General features: G+C 60.0%; 12 protein-coding genes and 4 pseudogenes. 7 read left to right on the top strand and 9 right to left on the bottom strand.

The features are described from left to right. The first annotated feature begins 41 nt into the window (after positions 1-41). Positions 42-383 (top strand): transposase family protein, encoded by a 342-nt coding sequence (locus tag NKH23_RS33345; RefSeq protein WP_353036587.1) that lies wholly within the window; start codon positions 42-44, stop codon positions 381-383. A 6-nt stretch (positions 384-389) separates the two neighbouring features. Here the strand turns inward: NKH23_RS33345 and NKH23_RS33340 are convergent, their stop codons facing one another. The 7 genes and pseudogenes from NKH23_RS33340 to NKH23_RS33310 form a co-directional block, all read right to left on the bottom strand. Beyond that, entirely contained in the window at positions 390-839 is a 450-nt protein-coding gene (locus NKH23_RS33340; protein ID WP_353036585.1) for a transposase, read from the bottom strand. Between the two features lie 357 nt (positions 840-1,196). Continuing rightward, complete coding sequence (locus tag NKH23_RS33335; protein ID WP_353036583.1) at positions 1,197-1,778, bottom strand: ABC transporter permease; 582 nt, start codon at positions 1,776-1,778, stop codon at positions 1,197-1,199. Beyond that, positions 1,763-2,098, bottom strand: coding sequence for a hypothetical protein (locus tag NKH23_RS33330; RefSeq protein ID WP_353036581.1), 336 nt, complete (start codon positions 2,096-2,098; stop codon positions 1,763-1,765). The genes NKH23_RS33335 and NKH23_RS33330 overlap by 16 nt, the downstream gene beginning before the upstream one ends. Then, a pseudogene (locus tag NKH23_RS33325) lies at positions 2,091-3,096 on the bottom strand (ABC transporter permease). The gene NKH23_RS33330 and the pseudogene NKH23_RS33325 overlap by 8 nt, the downstream one beginning before the upstream one ends. A gap of 228 nt (positions 3,097-3,324) precedes the next feature. After that, positions 3,325-3,627 carry a hypothetical protein gene (locus NKH23_RS33320; protein WP_353036579.1) on the bottom strand — a complete coding sequence of 101 codons (303 nt, stop codon included), beginning with the start codon at positions 3,625-3,627 and terminating at the stop codon, positions 3,325-3,327. A 730-nt stretch (positions 3,628-4,357) separates the two neighbouring features. Then, positions 4,358-5,056 (bottom strand): annotated as a pseudogene (locus NKH23_RS33315) (transposase); the annotation flags it as partial. 212 nt (positions 5,057-5,268) lie between these two features. Beyond that, positions 5,269-5,514 (bottom strand): helix-turn-helix domain-containing protein, encoded by a 246-nt coding sequence (locus NKH23_RS33310; protein WP_353036577.1) that lies wholly within the window; start codon positions 5,512-5,514, stop codon positions 5,269-5,271. A 659-nt stretch (positions 5,515-6,173) separates the two neighbouring features. On the opposite strand from NKH23_RS33310, the pseudogene NKH23_RS33305 reads away from it, so the two are divergent. The 5 genes and pseudogenes from NKH23_RS33305 to NKH23_RS33285 all read left to right on the top strand — a co-directional run bounded on the left by NKH23_RS33305 (position 6,174) and on the right by NKH23_RS33285 (position 12,045). Further along, positions 6,174-7,344, top strand: a pseudogene (locus tag NKH23_RS33305) (M20 aminoacylase family protein). 71 nt (positions 7,345-7,415) lie between these two features. Further along, complete coding sequence (locus tag NKH23_RS33300) at positions 7,416-8,519, top strand: ABC transporter substrate-binding protein (RefSeq protein WP_353036575.1); 1,104 nt, start codon at positions 7,416-7,418, stop codon at positions 8,517-8,519. A 161-nt stretch (positions 8,520-8,680) separates the two neighbouring features. After that, complete coding sequence (locus tag NKH23_RS33295; RefSeq protein ID WP_353036573.1) at positions 8,681-9,781, top strand: ABC transporter ATP-binding protein; 1,101 nt, start codon at positions 8,681-8,683, stop codon at positions 9,779-9,781. A 22-nt stretch (positions 9,782-9,803) separates the two neighbouring features. After that, positions 9,804-11,582: an ABC transporter permease subunit gene (locus NKH23_RS33290; protein WP_353036571.1), complete on the top strand. Its 1,779-nt coding sequence runs from the start codon at positions 9,804-9,806 to the stop codon at positions 11,580-11,582. Positions 11,583-11,661: 79 nt separating this feature from the next. Then, positions 11,662-12,045, top strand: coding sequence for an IS66 family transposase (locus tag NKH23_RS33285; RefSeq protein ID WP_353036569.1), 384 nt, complete (start codon positions 11,662-11,664; stop codon positions 12,043-12,045). A gap of 159 nt (positions 12,046-12,204) precedes the next feature. On the opposite strand, the gene NKH23_RS33280 is transcribed toward NKH23_RS33285, so the two are convergent. Beyond that, complete coding sequence (locus NKH23_RS33280) at positions 12,205-13,155, bottom strand: IS110 family transposase (protein ID WP_353036567.1); 951 nt, start codon at positions 13,153-13,155, stop codon at positions 12,205-12,207. Between the two features lie 367 nt (positions 13,156-13,522). Here NKH23_RS33280 and NKH23_RS33275 point away from each other — a divergent pair, with 367 nt between their 5' ends. Continuing rightward, the gene (locus NKH23_RS33275; RefSeq protein WP_353036565.1) at positions 13,523-13,705 is read left to right on the top strand and encodes a hypothetical protein; all 183 of its coding nucleotides are present in this window, start codon (positions 13,523-13,525) and stop codon (positions 13,703-13,705) included. A gap of 53 nt (positions 13,706-13,758) precedes the next feature. Here the strand turns inward: NKH23_RS33275 and NKH23_RS33270 are convergent. Beyond that, positions 13,759-15,207: pseudogene (locus NKH23_RS33270) on the bottom strand (ISL3 family transposase); the annotation flags it as partial.

The raw sequence follows: 15,207 nt of genomic DNA, 5'->3' as shown, positions 1-15,207 counted from the left end.
GCGCCTTTGTGGTGGACGACACCGCCGTCGAAGAAGAGGTGATGTTGATCACGGTCCGTTCCTCGAGTACGGCGAGCCTCTGTCCGGGCTGCGGAACGAGGTCGCAGCGGATCCACAGTCGGTATCAGCGGCGCCTGGCGGACCTGCCGATGGCGGGCAAGCCTGTTCGGATCGTCGTTGTGGCTCGATGGTTCCACTGCGGCGCAGTGTTGTGGGCCGGCGGATCTTCGCCGAGCGTTTCGACGGGGATGTTCTGGCACCGTGACCGCCTTCGCCGGGTTCCTCGGCGAGAAGGCCGAGCGTTACATCGAGCTACGCCACTCTCTCGGCTATGCCTTCAGCAAGCAAGCCGGCACGTTGCGGGCTTTCGTGAGGTACGTTGAGCGCGCTCAGTTCGATGGGCCCGCCACTCGAACGTTGGCGCTGGATTTCGTCCTGTCGTTCAACAGCGCGCCAACAGCCGCGTCACTCGTCACGGCGTGCTCCGCCGGTTTTACGAGTATCTCGCCGTCTATGACGCGCGAACCGAAGCCTTGGAGCGCAGGGCTTTCCCCAGGTCCAGAGCGATTCCGCCTCCGCGGATCCTCAGCGAGGCCGAGTTGGCATCGCTCATCGACGTCTGCTGCCGGCGCTTCCGTCAACGGCAGACGCGCTGCCCGACGCCAGGCGAATAGTTGCCTGCGGGACAAGGCGTATCGCCGGGCCACCGCGCTCACGGTCTCGCCGGCTTCGTAGCTGTCCGCCACGATCCGCGCCTTCTCCTCCGGCAACCATTCGCGCCGTCGGCCGGAGCCGGTGAAAACCTCGAACCGGCGCACCGGCTCCAGATCGCTGGACATAAGCGTAAACTCTAAAATCGTCATATGATGTCGAAGCCCTCAAAGGCTTCGAAAATCGTGCCTCACGGCGCGATCCGAAAGGTGCCGCCAGAACACCGCTTACCTCAATCACATCAAGGGGCTGCTGTTTGCCCAAGGCGTATCCGGCTACGAGCCGCTGCGCCGCGACCGGCGCGCTGCCTCGTTCGCTGCTGTCCATCTGAGGCTGCAGATTTGCCGGTAACTTGATCGGTTCGACCTGCTGCTCGATAAGGTCAAGGCGGTCGAGGCCGAGCATGATGCCATGCTTGCTGCTGAGGTCGTCTCCGGCCCCGGCGATGCCGCTCAACCTCAACGGCATCGGGCTGGAGTTTGCCGTCATCCAGTGGTCGGAAGGGCTATGCAATCACTTCGACAACCGACGACTGCTGGCTGCCTATCCGGGCCTAGAGGGAAATCCGGCGGAAAACCGAGGCCAAGAAACGACAGTAAGCTTTCCGAAATCACGGCATCGGCTATTTGGAGAGTGCTTGAGACAATGATCGGTGACATAATGTTGGGCAGCACATGACGACGGATAATCCGGCGCGGCGGCGCGCCGATGCTTCGCGATGCCAACACGAATTCGCGCCGCTTGACGGCCAGAACTTCGCCGCGAACGACGCGCGCAGTTTGCATCCAACTCGTCAATCCGATGGCCGACACGATAAGGATGAAATTCCCCATCTCGACTCCGAGAATGTTCGCCACCGCGTCGCGGAACAGCATCACCGTGATCAATAGCATTGGCAGGACCGGCAATGACAGAAAGAGATCAGTGAGCCGCATCAGCGGGCCATCAAGGGATTTGAAATAACCGGCAACGACGCCTATAAAAGTGCCGAGAAAAATCGAGATGACCATCGCCGTCAGGCCGACGGCGATTGATATCCGACCGCCTGTCATCACCCGCGCGAGCAAATCGCGCCCAAGCTGTCGGTGCCTAAAGGATGGGCCCAGCTTGGTCCCGCGTTCAAAGTCGTGAAGTCGATATAGGTGGGACTTACGCGCCAAACGAACGGGCCGAAGACGACGCCGACGACAATCAGGAAGAAGACAGCAGCCCCGGCGAGCGCGCCCTTGTGGGCCCTGAACTGGTCCCACACGTCCCACCACTGATTGCGCGACGGCGCCGCGAGCAACACAGTGTCCACGCCGGCGGTGGGATCGATAGCTCGTGTTTGCGAAACAAGCGCTTCGGCGATTTCTTTCGGGTCGGTGTCGCGAAGCAACTCAGTCATAGCGAATCCTGGGATCGAGCAAGCCGTAGAGCAGATCGGCGATCAAGTTGAAGACGACGATTAGCACTGCGAAGATGAAGGCCAATGTCTGCACCATCGGCACGTCATTGGCGTATATGGCGGTGATGAGAAGCTGGCCGATTCCGTTTACCTTGAAGATCTGTTCGGTCACGATGGCGCCGCCGAAAACGCTAGGCAGGCCAAGCGCGACTAGGGTCACGACGGGGATCATGGAATTGCGCAATACGTGGATGAACACGACCGCAACCTCGCCCATGCCCTTGGCGCGAACTGTGCGAACATAGTCCTGGTTGAGATTGTCGAGCATTGACGAGCATAGATAGCGGCTGATGGAGGCGGTGGTCTGAACGGCCAGCACCATCACTGGCATGGCCATCTGCCGAAGCTGCTCCATGAAACTGCTCCAGCTGTCGCCGACGAGATTGGTGTTGTAGATGGTTGGAAGCCAGTCGAAATAGACCGCGAAAATCAGGATTGCCAGAACACCTGAGAAGAAGGGCGGCACGGCAAGGCCGAGCATCGAAAGGAAAGGGCCGATCTGATCGAACACAGAATATTGTTTGTAGGCTGATACGATACCGATCGGCAGAGCAATAAGCACTCCGACTATATAGGCGAGGCCAACGACTAAAAGCGTCTGCGGAAGGCGCTCGGCGATGACGCTGAAGACCGGGCCGCGCGATTGCCAGGAGATAATGCGCTGCATACCGTCCGAAAAATGCGTCCCGGACAGAACGTCGAAGCCATGCAGCGGCTCGATTACGAAGAACAGCTTTAGCCAGCAAATACTGCACGATCAGCGGCTCGTCGATGCCAAGAGCGGCGCGCATGTTCGCGCGCACTTCAGGTGGAATGGTAGGTGGCAACTGCGATAATGGATCGCCTGGCGCTATTTTGAGCAGCGAGAAGATCACGAGGCTGATCAATAACAGCGTCGGAATTGCGATAAACAGTCGTCGGATGGCATAGTGGAGCATGCGCCGGACCTATTGCTGCCGGCCGGGGCAACAATGCCCGCGGCCGGCGTGGAACATGGAAAGCTAGGCGCCCTTACAAGAACGCGCAGGCAACCTACTTTTTGCGGTTCCAGTCCTGGGCGTTCCACAACTCGGAATCCCAGGCGTTCATGGCAGCGCCGCCCAGCGTATTAGAGGTCGCCGAGACATTGGCGCGCCAGACCAGTGGCATAATCGCGTAACTGTCCGCTAACATGGTATTGAGCTGTCGCAGTAGCGAGGGACATTCCAGCCTTGCCACTGCGTGTCCGGCCGCGGAGCCTTGCCACAGGTGTAGCTTTCGACATATGAGCCGAAATCGGTACCGCTAGCGTAGTTGGTCCACATCTGGACGTCGACATAGAACTTCTGGGATGTGTCCGGGCTGCTCGAATCACTGCCAAACAAGACAGCAGTGTCGAGGCTCTTCAATTCGACGTCGACGCCGATCTCGTGCCACCACTGCTTGATGATCGCCTGGAACTGGTTGCGTATCGAGTTGGTAGTCGTCACGAAGGTGAGCTTCAGCTTCTTGCCGTCCTTCTCCCGGATTCCATCGGGACCCCCCCCCCGGAATATCCTGCTTCAGGCACTCCGTATTGCCGGCGGCGAAGTTTGCCGGCGCCGGAATCCAGTCACAGGTGGGCTTGCCCATCGAGCCGTAGCCGATCTCGCTCAGCGCCGTCATGCCCTGGCGCTTGTAGTCGCGGCTGCCCCGCTTGGCTTGGACGGGCGAGAGCGGCAGCAGTGGCTGGCTTTGTCGAGCGCCTTCATCTGGCTCACATGGTGATTTGCGGGTCAAGATGTTCGGATCAGGATTCGATAGTAAATCTCCGCGCGTTGCTCGGTATCCAAGGTCTGAGCCCGTTTGCATGACTCGGCCCGTTTCCGATGCCGCTTCAAACTCACATCCGGTCGCCGCTCACATCGGCCGCACCGATATCCCGCTTGCGTCGGGCGAAGGCTCAGGAGGGCGGGACCATTCTCTTCTTCTCGGCTTTTTAAGCCAGGCCAAATTTCGGTCCCGCTCACCTGGATCCACCGGAGCTGATCACGCCCCGGAAGATTCAAAAGGGGGAAGCGTTTGTTTTCAGGCGGCCGTTGTCTCGGCTCCTTCCAGCCACAACCCCGGTGGTCACATATTTCCAGAAGGCGATCAGCAGCTTTCGCGCCAAGGCAACGACGCTTCAGCAGATCAAGTCCGTCGAGACTGAGCGGGATGCTATGCTCAGCCCGTTGGACAAAGGCGCGCCAGCGTAAGTTCGATTCGATCAAGTTCGCGTCCAATCTGTGCCTTCAAATGCACAGGTAGCGGACGACCATCACCGGTCCTGAGTTCCTCAAGCCGCTCGCGTCTTTTGCGCAATAAAGGCTCATAGTCAGAGATGCCTTGGGCGAAGAGCAGCCCCTTGATCCGATTCACGTGCTCGACCCGCTCCGCTGTCAGCGTCTTGCGCTCGCGGCAGATTCGGCGGCGATCCTCCTCTTGTGGGGTCGGTGCTCGAACCATGGCGCACACCCGCGGCGCGCCTGGCTTGTACGCCAGCAACGCGCGCACCCAGAGCTTCCCCGTCGATCTTGTCAGTCTTCGCCCGTCGACGCCGGAGCGACGTCGCGATGCGTGGTCAACGACGTGGCTTTCGACCCGTCCGTCCTGCAGCAAGCGGTGGATCCAAAAACCGTCGAGGCCCGCCTCTTGAATCACGATGATTGGAACGACCTGCCCCGTGCGGACCTGCACCTTGTCCTTGAGCTGAGAGAGCCGTGCCCATAGTCCAGCGACGTCACCGCTGCGAACCGTATGCTTCCACATCTTTTCACCGCCCGGCGAAAAGCGATGTAATCAGCCAGGTCGATCGACTAAATTCCAACGAGACGAAATTGCGCCAAGATCGGTGCGGATAGGGGTCGGCGCTTGGGGTCGGTCAGTGACAATTTGCATGGTCGGCTCCAGAGTGGGTGGGTTAGCAATCTCACTTTGCCAGAGCGTCGGTCCCTATCCACTCCCCATGGGATCTCTTCTCGTCGACGCACAGCATCAAGGCAGATCAGGCGGACTCATATAGAGGCGATAATGTCGCACACCTTGTAGACGAACTGGGTCGGTGGACAACTTGAAGGTCTCGGCGCGATGGGCTGCAGGTCGAAGGCGCGCTAAGATGCGCTGCTCGTTGGGGAGATGCCGCTGTTGCGCGTCATCGCCCGCGAACTCCAATGGGTGGCGCCTTGGGGCATGGTTTCCAGCCTGGCGGCAACCACGGCCTCCACCTTGGCATCGTCGGTCGAGCGTGACACCCCCGGACGCGGTTCGTCATAGAGGCCGTCAAGTCGCCGCTCGACGAAGCGGGTGCGCCATTTGCCGACCATCTGCGGCGTCAAAGCAAGTTTCGCAGCCACCATCTGGTTAGCCTCGCCGCACAAGCAAGAACGATGCGGGCGCGCCGGGCCAAGGCCTGCGCCGTCTTCCGACGACCCGCCAAGCTCCGCAACCCCACTTCTTCGACCGTGCTGAGTTAGAAGGACGCCAGAGGCCGATCGGTCATGAGCAATTCTCCTTCGCATCCGCCAAGTTTGCCATGGTGACCGCCGACTTGCGTCATTGCGGCGAAGATCTGCTCTGGATCGCCGATCCGGCCAATCGGGCGAGGATAGTTATCGGCGTCATCGAAGGCAGAAAGTTGCTACGAAACGAATTGATGCGTCCGCCAATCCACGCGAGGACGTTGCCGATATTGAGACAGATGTCGCTGCCTGCGTCGCGCGACCCCGCAGCACGCATCCGGCGCTCCTATTCGAATGCACGGCGTTACCATTGGTAACGTCGGCGATCCGTCTTAGCACAAGACGAATCTCCCTCGTGAGACTTAAGCCGGCCACACTTGCCGCACCGCGATACCGGAAGCGGATCGTCAACCACATCGGACCATTGCAGGCAGTAGCGTCCATCTCACTTCTAGATGAGGATGATATACAAACTGCATTTGACGACAGCCTCCGGGCGAACGATGTTCAAGTGAAACTCAAGTGCCAATCGGCCGGAAAATATGCAGGAACAACGGATGCACCGCGTGGAGACTTTCCGGGATTTGCAGGGCGAGGCAACCGAGTGGCGCCGCTACCTCCACCAGAATCCCGAGCTCGGTTATGGAGTACACAACACAGCTAGCTTCGTGGCCGAGAAACTAGCTTCATTCGGCATCAATCATATCGAAACGGGGATCGCTGAAACCGGTATTGTCGCAATCATTCAGGGCGAAGGCGGAGACGGACCGACGATCGGGCTGAGGGCCGAAATGGACGCCCTGCCGATCCGAGAATCCTCGATCAGGCCCTGGTCTTCGCAAATACCAGGCAAGATGCACGCGTGCGGCCATGACGGCCACACGGCCATGTTGCTGGGGGCAGCGAAATACCTGGCAAAGACGCGCAACTTCAAGGGCTCCGTTGCCCTGATCTTTCAGCCGGCGGAAGAAGATGGACTGGGCGGCCAAAGGATGGTCCAGGAAGGCATCATGGAACGGTTCGAGATTTCCCAGGTTTTTGGGATGCACAACTCGCCGGGCCTAGAAGTTGGCAAGTTCGCGATTTGCGATGGCCCTACCGCTGCCGCTCTTGATGAGTTCGACATTGTGGTGCAGGGCAGGGGGGGGCATGCAGCCAGTCCGCATCGGACCATCGATCCAATCGTCATTGCAGCACAAATCGTCCTTGGCCTCCAGACTTTGATCTCGCGGGGCACGGACCCGCTCGAATCGCTCGTTATTTCTGTCACCAAGTTAGAAGCCGGCACGGCATACAACATTATACCAGAATATGTTAAGATATCCGAGACCGTGCGGTCCCTCGCATCTGAGCTCAGAGAATATGCTGAACGACAGATCAGGAAATGCGCCGAAGGCATAGCGCAAGGACACGGCGCGGAAATTCAGTTCAAGCACCGGCGGCTCGAACCCTGCATGGTAAACCACACGGAAGCGACTAATCTGGCGATAAAGGCGGCATGCGGGCTCGTCGGATCTGAGTCCGTCAACGATAGAAAGCGACCCAGCATGGGAGCTGAGGATTTCGCTTACATGCTTGCGGCGCGCCCCGGATCTTACATTAACCTCGGCAATGGGCCTGACCGCTGCATTGCACAACCCAGCGTATGACTTCAACGACGAAGCGCTGCCCTATGGCATCGGCTATTGGGTGAACTTGGTCGATACGACGCTGGCGGCCCGGGACTAAGGCCGTAGGACTGAGTTGCGAAACAAGAAAGAAATCCTGTCCAGCGACGGGATATTGAGGAGGAACGGACAATGAGCATGTCAATAGACCGCAGACGTTTCATGCATGGAGCATCCGCTATCGCGGTAGGTGCGATGTCTTACCAGTCCCGCCGCGCTGCTGCTCAGTCCTCGGGCGAACTGAGCGTCGCTCTCAATGGTGGCGATTACGCAAAGGCGTGTATCGAAGCCTATGTAAAGCCTTTCGAAGCCGAGACGGGAATTAAAGTGACCCCGGTCGCTGAAGAAGTCCCCGCATCCACGCTCGAGCTAATGGTGTCGACCAATAGCGTTTCGGTGGATGTGATCCCCGTGGACGCGGCCACAACTTTCGAAGCTCCTGAGAAGGGTCTCCTGGAGAAGATCGATTACTCCATGTACAAGAAGGACGAGTTGGATGCGATTATAGACTTCACCAGGACTCCGTATAGTGTTGGGTCGATTGTCTACGCGTTCTGTATGGTTTACAATGCCGAGAAGTTCCCAGCTGGCAAACCGCGGCCGGCCACTTGGGCAGAATTTTGGGATGTCAGCAAGTATCCCGGGGTTCGCACGTTGTCATCCGGCGTGTACGGAACAGGGGGCCCATGGGAGGAAGCTCTGCTGGCAGACGGTGTGCCTGCTGATGCCCTCTATCCCTTGGATATCGACCGAGCTTTCGCCAGCTTGGACAAGATCAAGCCGCATATCCGCAAATGGTTTGTCACCGGGTCCGAGAACCAGCAGTTGCTGCACGACAAGGTTGTCGACCTTGCGCAATCCTACGACGGCCGAGCGGTTGCATTGATGGACCAAGGCGCGCCGATTGAGGTCAATCGAAACCAACAAAAGGTGACTTGGGAAAGCTGGGGTATCCCGAAGGGCACCAAAAATCTGCAGAACGCACAGAAATTCATTGAATTCATCACCCGCGCCGACAGGCAGGCGGCATTTGCAAAGCTCATTCCTTATGGCCCGGCGAACCGAAATGCGTATAAACTGCTGCCAGACGATGTCGGACGAAAATTCGCCAGCCACCCTGATTACCTAAAGGCTAGCATAGTAAGCGACAGCAAGTGGTACACTACGGCAGGATCAGACGGTGTGACAAACGTCGAGCGGCTTGTTCAGCGTTGGAACGAGTGGATTCTTCAGTGATCGCCGATCAGTGAGTGTCTGGGGAAGGCGGCCAGACGGTCGCCTTCCTGACTGAGAAATGGCCTGACTGAGAAATGGATTGAGCCGCCTCGGCCGGCGCCCTGCTAACTCGAAGCAATGTGCCAGGCACCGCTTTCATGTCGCGTGTTGGAGGATCAATCATGACCTTGCATCTCAAAAGCACCCCCCTGCCAATGGCCAAGGATGAAGCATTGAAAATGAGTTCGGCTCAAGCGCAAATTGAGTTCTGCAACGTGACCAAGATGTATGGGGCGGTCGCTGCGGTCAAGGATTTGTCACTTGAGGTTCGTCGCGGCGAGTTTTTGACTATTCTAGGGCCAAGCGGTTCGGGCAAGACCACAACGTTGATGCTGCTCGCCGGGTTCGTGGAACCTACTGATGGAGACATCCTGATTGGTGGGAAGTCGGTCGCCTCGGTGCCGTCCTACCGGCGCGACCAGGGCATCGTCTTTCAGAGCTATGCACTGTTTCCGCACCTCACAGTGCGCCGGAATCTGGAATTCCCACTCGAAATGCGCGGCGTCAAGGCCGCCGAGAGGGCAACGCATATCGATCGAATGCTTGAGCGCGTCCACCTTAAGGATTATGGCGGCCGGATGCCATCGGAACTAAGTGGGGGCCAGCAGCAGCGCGTAGCACTTGCGCGAGCGCTGATAGCCGATCCTCCGATCCTCCTGCTCGACGAGCCCCTGGGCGCCCTTGACCGCAATCTTCGCGAGCAGATGCAGGGCGAGATCAAGAGCCTGCACCGAGAGTTTGCCAAAACCACTGTATGCGTCACGCACGACCAAGAGGAGGCGCTCACGCTGTCGGACCGCATCGTCGTTATGCGCGACGGTCGAATCGAGCAAACTGATACACCAGAGGCTCTCTATGACCGGCCTGCGACGCAGTTCGTGGCGAATTTTCTGGGCGAGGCCAACATCCTCGAAAATTGCGGATTCAAAGTTGTATCCGATGCCGTGCCGCCCTCGGGCACCGTTGCGATGCTTCGGCCAGAACGTATCTGCGTCGCCGCTCGCGCGGCTCCAATGCGAGCTGACTCTGACCAAAGACAGGCTATCGCCGGCATTGTCGCAGACATGATTTATGCCGGCCCGTTGCGGAAATACTATGTGCGCGCCGGGAACAGTGTGCTGATTGTGCGCGAACACGTTGGCGCCGGCCAACAGATCCTTCGAGCTGGCGATGAGGTACGCCTCGACTGGTTGCGCTCAGACGTTCGCTTTGTCAGTGCGTGAGGCGCCGAAAGGGGGAATCGGGATGAAGACGTTTCAGAAACTGGGCCGAATGCCCATCGTGCTCACTGGCCCCGCTCTCGCCGTGCTGCTCGTCGTATTCGGTATTCCGATCATCCTGCTCTTCCTGACCAGCCTCAAAGCGCCGGCCTTCTCGCTCACCAACTACCAGTCGTTTTTCAGCCAGCCGGCGAATGTCCGTGTGCTCTACCAGACCCTCGAGATCAGCGGTTTAGCCACGGCAATCTGCCTCCTCGTCGGCTACCCTACGGCCTATCTGATCGTGGCGGCATCGAAGAGGCTGCGCATGGCTCTCATCCTGGTCGTCGTCATCCCCTACCTGACCAGTCTGCTAGCGCGCACCTATGCGTGGATCGTGATCCTCGGCGACAATGGCTTGATCAACAATCTGCTGCTCGAACTTGGACTGATCTCCAGTCCTCTCCAACTCATCTATAACCGCTTAGCCTTGTATATCGGTATGGTACACATCATGCTGCCGATGATGATCCTGGCGCTGGTTAGCGTCATGATGGGTATCGATAAGTCCCTCATGGCGGCCGCCCGTAGCATGGGGGCGCGGCCGTTCACCGCCTTCTGGCGGGTATTCTTCCCGCTCAGCATGCCGGGCGTGCGCAGCGGCTGTCTGCTGGTCTTTGTGATCTGCCTCGGCTTCTACATCACGCCCGCAGCCCTTGGCGGGTTGAGGGACGCCATGCTTTCCACCTTCATCGCGTCGCAGGTCCAGACTTTCTTTGACATGGGGCGTGTCGCCGCATCGGCCTTTATCCTCCTGGCGGTCGCTATCGTCGTGCTCTCCACCTTCGGGCTTGATCTTTCCGGTACACAGGGACGAGCCGCGCAACCTGCGTGGAAGTCTTGGGCCAATCGACCGCGGGTTTTCGGCGGGTTTAGACGTTCTCTAGACGAGTTTTTTACTCCCCTTCGGGCGAAACGTTGGACGACGCATCTCCACCAGGCCGGCAGTCAAAGGAATTGGTCAAAGATGGTAGGCGTTATATTCCTAGTGTTGGTGGTTTTCTACTTGCTGGTTCCGGAACTGCTCGTCGTCATCATGTCGTTCAGCGCGGGACAATTTTTGCAATTTCCGCCCCCGGGCCTTTCGCTGCAGTGGTACCGCGCCTTCTTCGGCGATCCGTCCTGGTACGGCGCCGCCTGGACCAGCATCCAGATCGGCATTGTGACTACTATCCTATCCACCATCATCGGCACGCTTGCCGCTTACGGCCTCAATCGCAGTCTTCCGCGGGTGCGCAGTTTCTTGACTATGGTGATCCTGATGCCGATCACCTTTCCGGTTATTGTCGTGGGAATAGCGACCTATCTCGGACTGCTCAAACTAGGGCTGCTTGGCTCGATGACGGGTATCGTCCTCGCGCATACCATCGGCGCTATCGGCTATGTCGTCGTGATCGTGTCCGCTACGCTGGTGAATTTCGATTCCGCGCTGGAGCGGGCGGCCATGAGCATGGGGGCGAATCCGTTGCGGACTTTTATTAGGGTGACGCTGCCTTTGATCAGGCCTGGTATCATTGGTGGCGCCGTGTTCGCGTTCCTAGCCTCCTTCGACGAGGTCGTTGTCACATCGCTGGTAGCCGGGTTCTCGATCCGCACACTGCCATTGAAAATGTGGGAGAACATTCGCAACCAGATCGACCCGACAATTGCCGCGGTGTCATCGCTACTGATCCTGGTCCCAGTATTCTGTCTAATCGTCCTCTACGTCGCGGGATGGCGATCGACGGTGAGCCTTCAGCGCGCGCGCCCAGCACCCGCGGCTTGAGACGGGCGGCCGCGAGCGCTGAGCACAGGGGTCGGCATCTCCGAGGCCACGCAGGCGGTCCTGACTACTGGTCCGCGCGTTGCGACGACAGCTCATGCGCCAGGGCAACGGTTTGTCGCGCCACGCTTATATCGCGAAGGCCTTCGCCTATGGCACCAAGCGATGGCGCGCGTTCAACCGCTTCCTCTACGATGGCCAGCTCGAGCCCGACAACCTGATCGCGGAGCGGGCCATTCGTGGATTTACCGTCGGCAGGCGCAATTGGCTTTTCTTAGGCAACTTCGCCGCGGCAGAGCGGTCCGCGGTCGTGCTCAGCATCAAGCTCTGCGGCGTCGATGCCGAAGCCTACATGGCCGATGTCACCGAGCGCATCCAGAACGACTGGCCAGCCTCGGGCTGGGATGAGCTAATGCCGTGGAGCTGGGTGCGCCGTGAAGATATGCCGTTCCCCTTGGCGGCATGAGACACCCTGTGTCCAGCCTTAATTTTTCAGGCTGTGATTTCGACGGCCGCGCGATGCTGTTGAGGGTCGTAGAGCGCCTTGTTGCGCCACGCCCTCCAGAGCACTCGAAGCCAAGCTCGGGCGAGAATTCGATCAGCGTGCGGGTGCTTGCAGCCACGGTCACGGGCTTTGCGATAGACGGCCGCGGCCCAGGCGGAGGCGTGACGGGAGTTGTCGGCAAAGCAGGTGCGCCAATCTCAGGTTCTTGTTGCAGGCCCATCGAAACAGAACGCCTCGGCTTTTGCCGGAGGCGTGTGTCACGGAACAGACGCCGGCCTCGGCGGCAAGTTGGTCCTCCGTCTGGAAGCGCTCGCGCACGTCGCCGAGCTCAGCGAGGATCTGGGCGGCGCAAATGCGGCCTGCGCGCGGGAAGAACATGACGATCTTGCCGTCGGGCAATTGTGTGACGGCGTGCTCGATGTGCGAGGACAGCTTGGCGATCTCGCAGAAGAGGCGTTCGAGAATGGCAACCAATGCGCCGGCGAGCTCGCCTTTGGCGTCGGCCTCGGCGTCACCGGCCAGCCCTGTCGGCGCGGCTCGCAGTCGGGCCAAGAGATCGGCAGGCGAACGGCGCCCACAGTAGGCGTGTTGCGCCCTGATGCTGGCTAGGCGTTTCTCGCCCAGGCGGCTGGCGCTGTCGGGAGTGGGATAGCGGCCGACGAACGCGAGCGCGATCGGGCTGTAGATGGCGGCGAAAATGGCGACTGCTCCCAGCCAGAAGCCTTCGAGCAGACTGCGGAGCTGGTTGGCCAATGCGATACGCTGGGCCACCAGGTCGTCGCGGCCGCGGACCAGGGCGCGCAACGCCCGGATGTCATCGGAGACCGGCACAAGAGGCCGGAAGCGATGTCCGTCGGTGCGCAAGATGTCGGCCAACATGAAGGCATCGCCCGGATCGCTTTTGCCACCGGCGGCGCGGTAGCGCGGCCTGGAGGCCTTGACGACGTTCGGATGGATCGGGATCACGGGATACCCGGCCTCGACCAAGGTATCGACGACCAGACCGGATGGTCGCTCGATGGCGATAGGCAGTTCGGCCGTCGCCGCCACGCGCTTGAGCCGGGCTACCATGCCAGCCAACCAGCCGCATCGTGGCGGACATCGAGACGGACGATGACCTGGCCGTCAATAACGCACAGGGCATGGCTTACGCCGCCCCAGTCCAAACCTGCGTGAAATGGCATATGCTGACCTCCTCGGATTACGATAAACTCACCCGAGCTGGGAGATCGTACGGATCGCTCACTGACAGGCGCTCTGGCTGGCCAGCACTGGCGCTTCACCCTGTGGTCCGTCGCGGTCTCCCGGCACCAGCCGCGCGGCGGGTCTCATACGGGCCGTCAACCGGCAAGCGCGCTTGGCCGTCACTGCAGATGCTCGGGCTGGCGGATGCTACGCCACTTGATCGCTTCGCACCCGCCAGCCCAAAGGTGCACCAGTGAGCGCAATCAATGACATGGCGCTGTCGGACGAGGCGCTGGAGGCCTGGATGGCCGCCAAGACCAACCGCCGCCCGCTGGTGCGGACCATGTCGGCGCTGGATGGCTTCGTAACGGCGGCGGTCTGTGAATCGGCGTGCAAAATTGGCTCTCACGCACTTTTGGTGATGATTGAACCTTAACCAGCACCGATGACGCGGGTCTGAAGCAGGTCGAGCTTTCCTCGGCCGTACATTTAGCGTTTCACGAGCTTAAGCTTGGTGATCTGGCCCTCGGTCTGACCGTTGGACCATTGCGACGTGATCGCAGCGCTGACGGCCGAGCGATCTTTGAGAACGCCGTTGGCGAACGAGGCGACCAGACTTGATCTGGCCCGCTCCAACCAAGGTTCGAGATCGGCAAGAGTCTTCTTGCGGATCATGGCTTGGAAGCCGGCGACGATTTCCCGGGCCTCCACCAACAAAGGCACGCCGCCCTCGATCACCGCCACCGTGACAGTTTCGGGCTTAGAGAGATGTCGCGACCGATGGTCATTGGCCGTGCAATGGTTCGGGCCGAGGGCGCACGGCGCAGGGCGTCGCCGTTCACTTGATCTGAACGCCGGCGACGCGTGGCCCACTCGGTGACGACACGCAAGCAACCACGGAATCCCTGGCTCTTGAGGCGCCGCCAGAGTGCCGTTGCGTTGCGCTCCCCAGCCGTCCATTTGGAGTCGAGCCAAGGAAGATAAAGCTCCAGCGAGCTTTCTCGGACCCGAAAGACGTCAGATCGCTGGCCACGCAGAACCTTGCGCACAACGCCGCGGCTATGGCCGGTGCGGCGAACAATCTCCCTAATCGTAGTCCCGTCCTTGGACAGGCCGAGGATGACGGCATTGGTGTCTTCTCGACGAAGGTAGCCTTCATATTGGATCCGCTCGGCAGCGGTTAGCAGTTCTGGATCAATCGTGGCTGCGCCAAGCGCGGCGCGGATCGACCGCATGGATTTGCGAACTGCATCAAGGAAGGCGCGGCTGGCGTTCTCCACCAAGTGCCAGCGGTCGGCCACTTGGATCGCCTTAGGCAGCGCCTTGGCGGTCGCAAGAGCGTAGCCGCCACCGCGGTCGCGGGCGACAACGCCGATCTGGGGTTGGTCTGAGAGCCAGGCCTGAGCCGTCGCCGGCTCACGGTCAGGCAGCAAGGCGATGGTCTTGCGCCGCTCAAGGTCGCAGATGATCGTCCCATAGCGTTGATTTCGTCGCCACGCCCAGTCGTCGATCCCGATCACGGTCGGCGGGACAAAGCGCGGACTACCGCGCCGCCGCACGATGCGCAGCAACGTGTCGTTACTCACCGGCAGCGTCAACCTCTTGGCGAAGCTGGCCGCGGGCCTGCCGCCTAGCGCAAGCCCAAGGTGATGGACGATTTGGTCGAGCCGGGCGGTTCGCCGCGCCCACGGTGCCAGAACATCCCCGTCGAAACGCTCGGCGAAGATCCGCCGGCCACACAACACTGCGCCGCAGTGGAACCGTCGAGCCACAACGACGATCCGAACAGGCTTGCCCGCCATCGGCGCCGCTGATACCGACTGTGGATCCGCTGCGACCTCGTTCCGCAGCCCGGACAGAGGCTCGCCGTACTCGAGGGACGGACCGTGATCAACATCACCTCTTCTTCGACGGCAGTGTCGTCCACCACAAAGCCGT

It is taken from the genome of Mesorhizobium sp. M1328, from assembly GCF_040318075.1.
GTDB lineage: Bacteria > Pseudomonadota > Alphaproteobacteria > Rhizobiales > Rhizobiaceae > Mesorhizobium.
Note: the sequence above shows the minus strand (reverse complement) of the source record. Positions and strands in the feature narration are given on the sequence as shown.

What these genes read in the sequence shown, in the direction of transcription:
- NKH23_RS33345 (WP_353036587.1), top strand. Translation starts at nt 42, where the DNA reads ATGTTGATCACGGTCCGTTCCTCGAGTACGGCGAGCCTCTGTCCGGGC.
- NKH23_RS33340 (WP_353036585.1), bottom strand. Translation starts at nt 839, where the DNA reads ATGTCCAGCGATCTGGAGCCGGTGCGCCGGTTCGAGGTTTTCACCGGC.
- NKH23_RS33330 (WP_353036581.1), bottom strand. Translation starts at nt 2,098, where the DNA reads ATGACTGAGTTGCTTCGCGACACCGACCCGAAAGAAATCGCCGAAGCG.
- NKH23_RS33310 (WP_353036577.1), bottom strand. Translation starts at nt 5,514, where the DNA reads ATGGTGGCTGCGAAACTTGCTTTGACGCCGCAGATGGTCGGCAAATGG.
- NKH23_RS33300 (WP_353036575.1), top strand. Translation starts at nt 7,416, where the DNA reads ATGAGCATGTCAATAGACCGCAGACGTTTCATGCATGGAGCATCCGCT.
- NKH23_RS33295 (WP_353036573.1), top strand. Translation starts at nt 8,681, where the DNA reads ATGACCTTGCATCTCAAAAGCACCCCCCTGCCAATGGCCAAGGATGAA.
- NKH23_RS33290 (WP_353036571.1), top strand. Translation starts at nt 9,804, where the DNA reads ATGAAGACGTTTCAGAAACTGGGCCGAATGCCCATCGTGCTCACTGGC.
- NKH23_RS33280 (WP_353036567.1), bottom strand. Translation starts at nt 13,155, where the DNA reads ATGGTAGCCCGGCTCAAGCGCGTGGCGGCGACGGCCGAACTGCCTATC.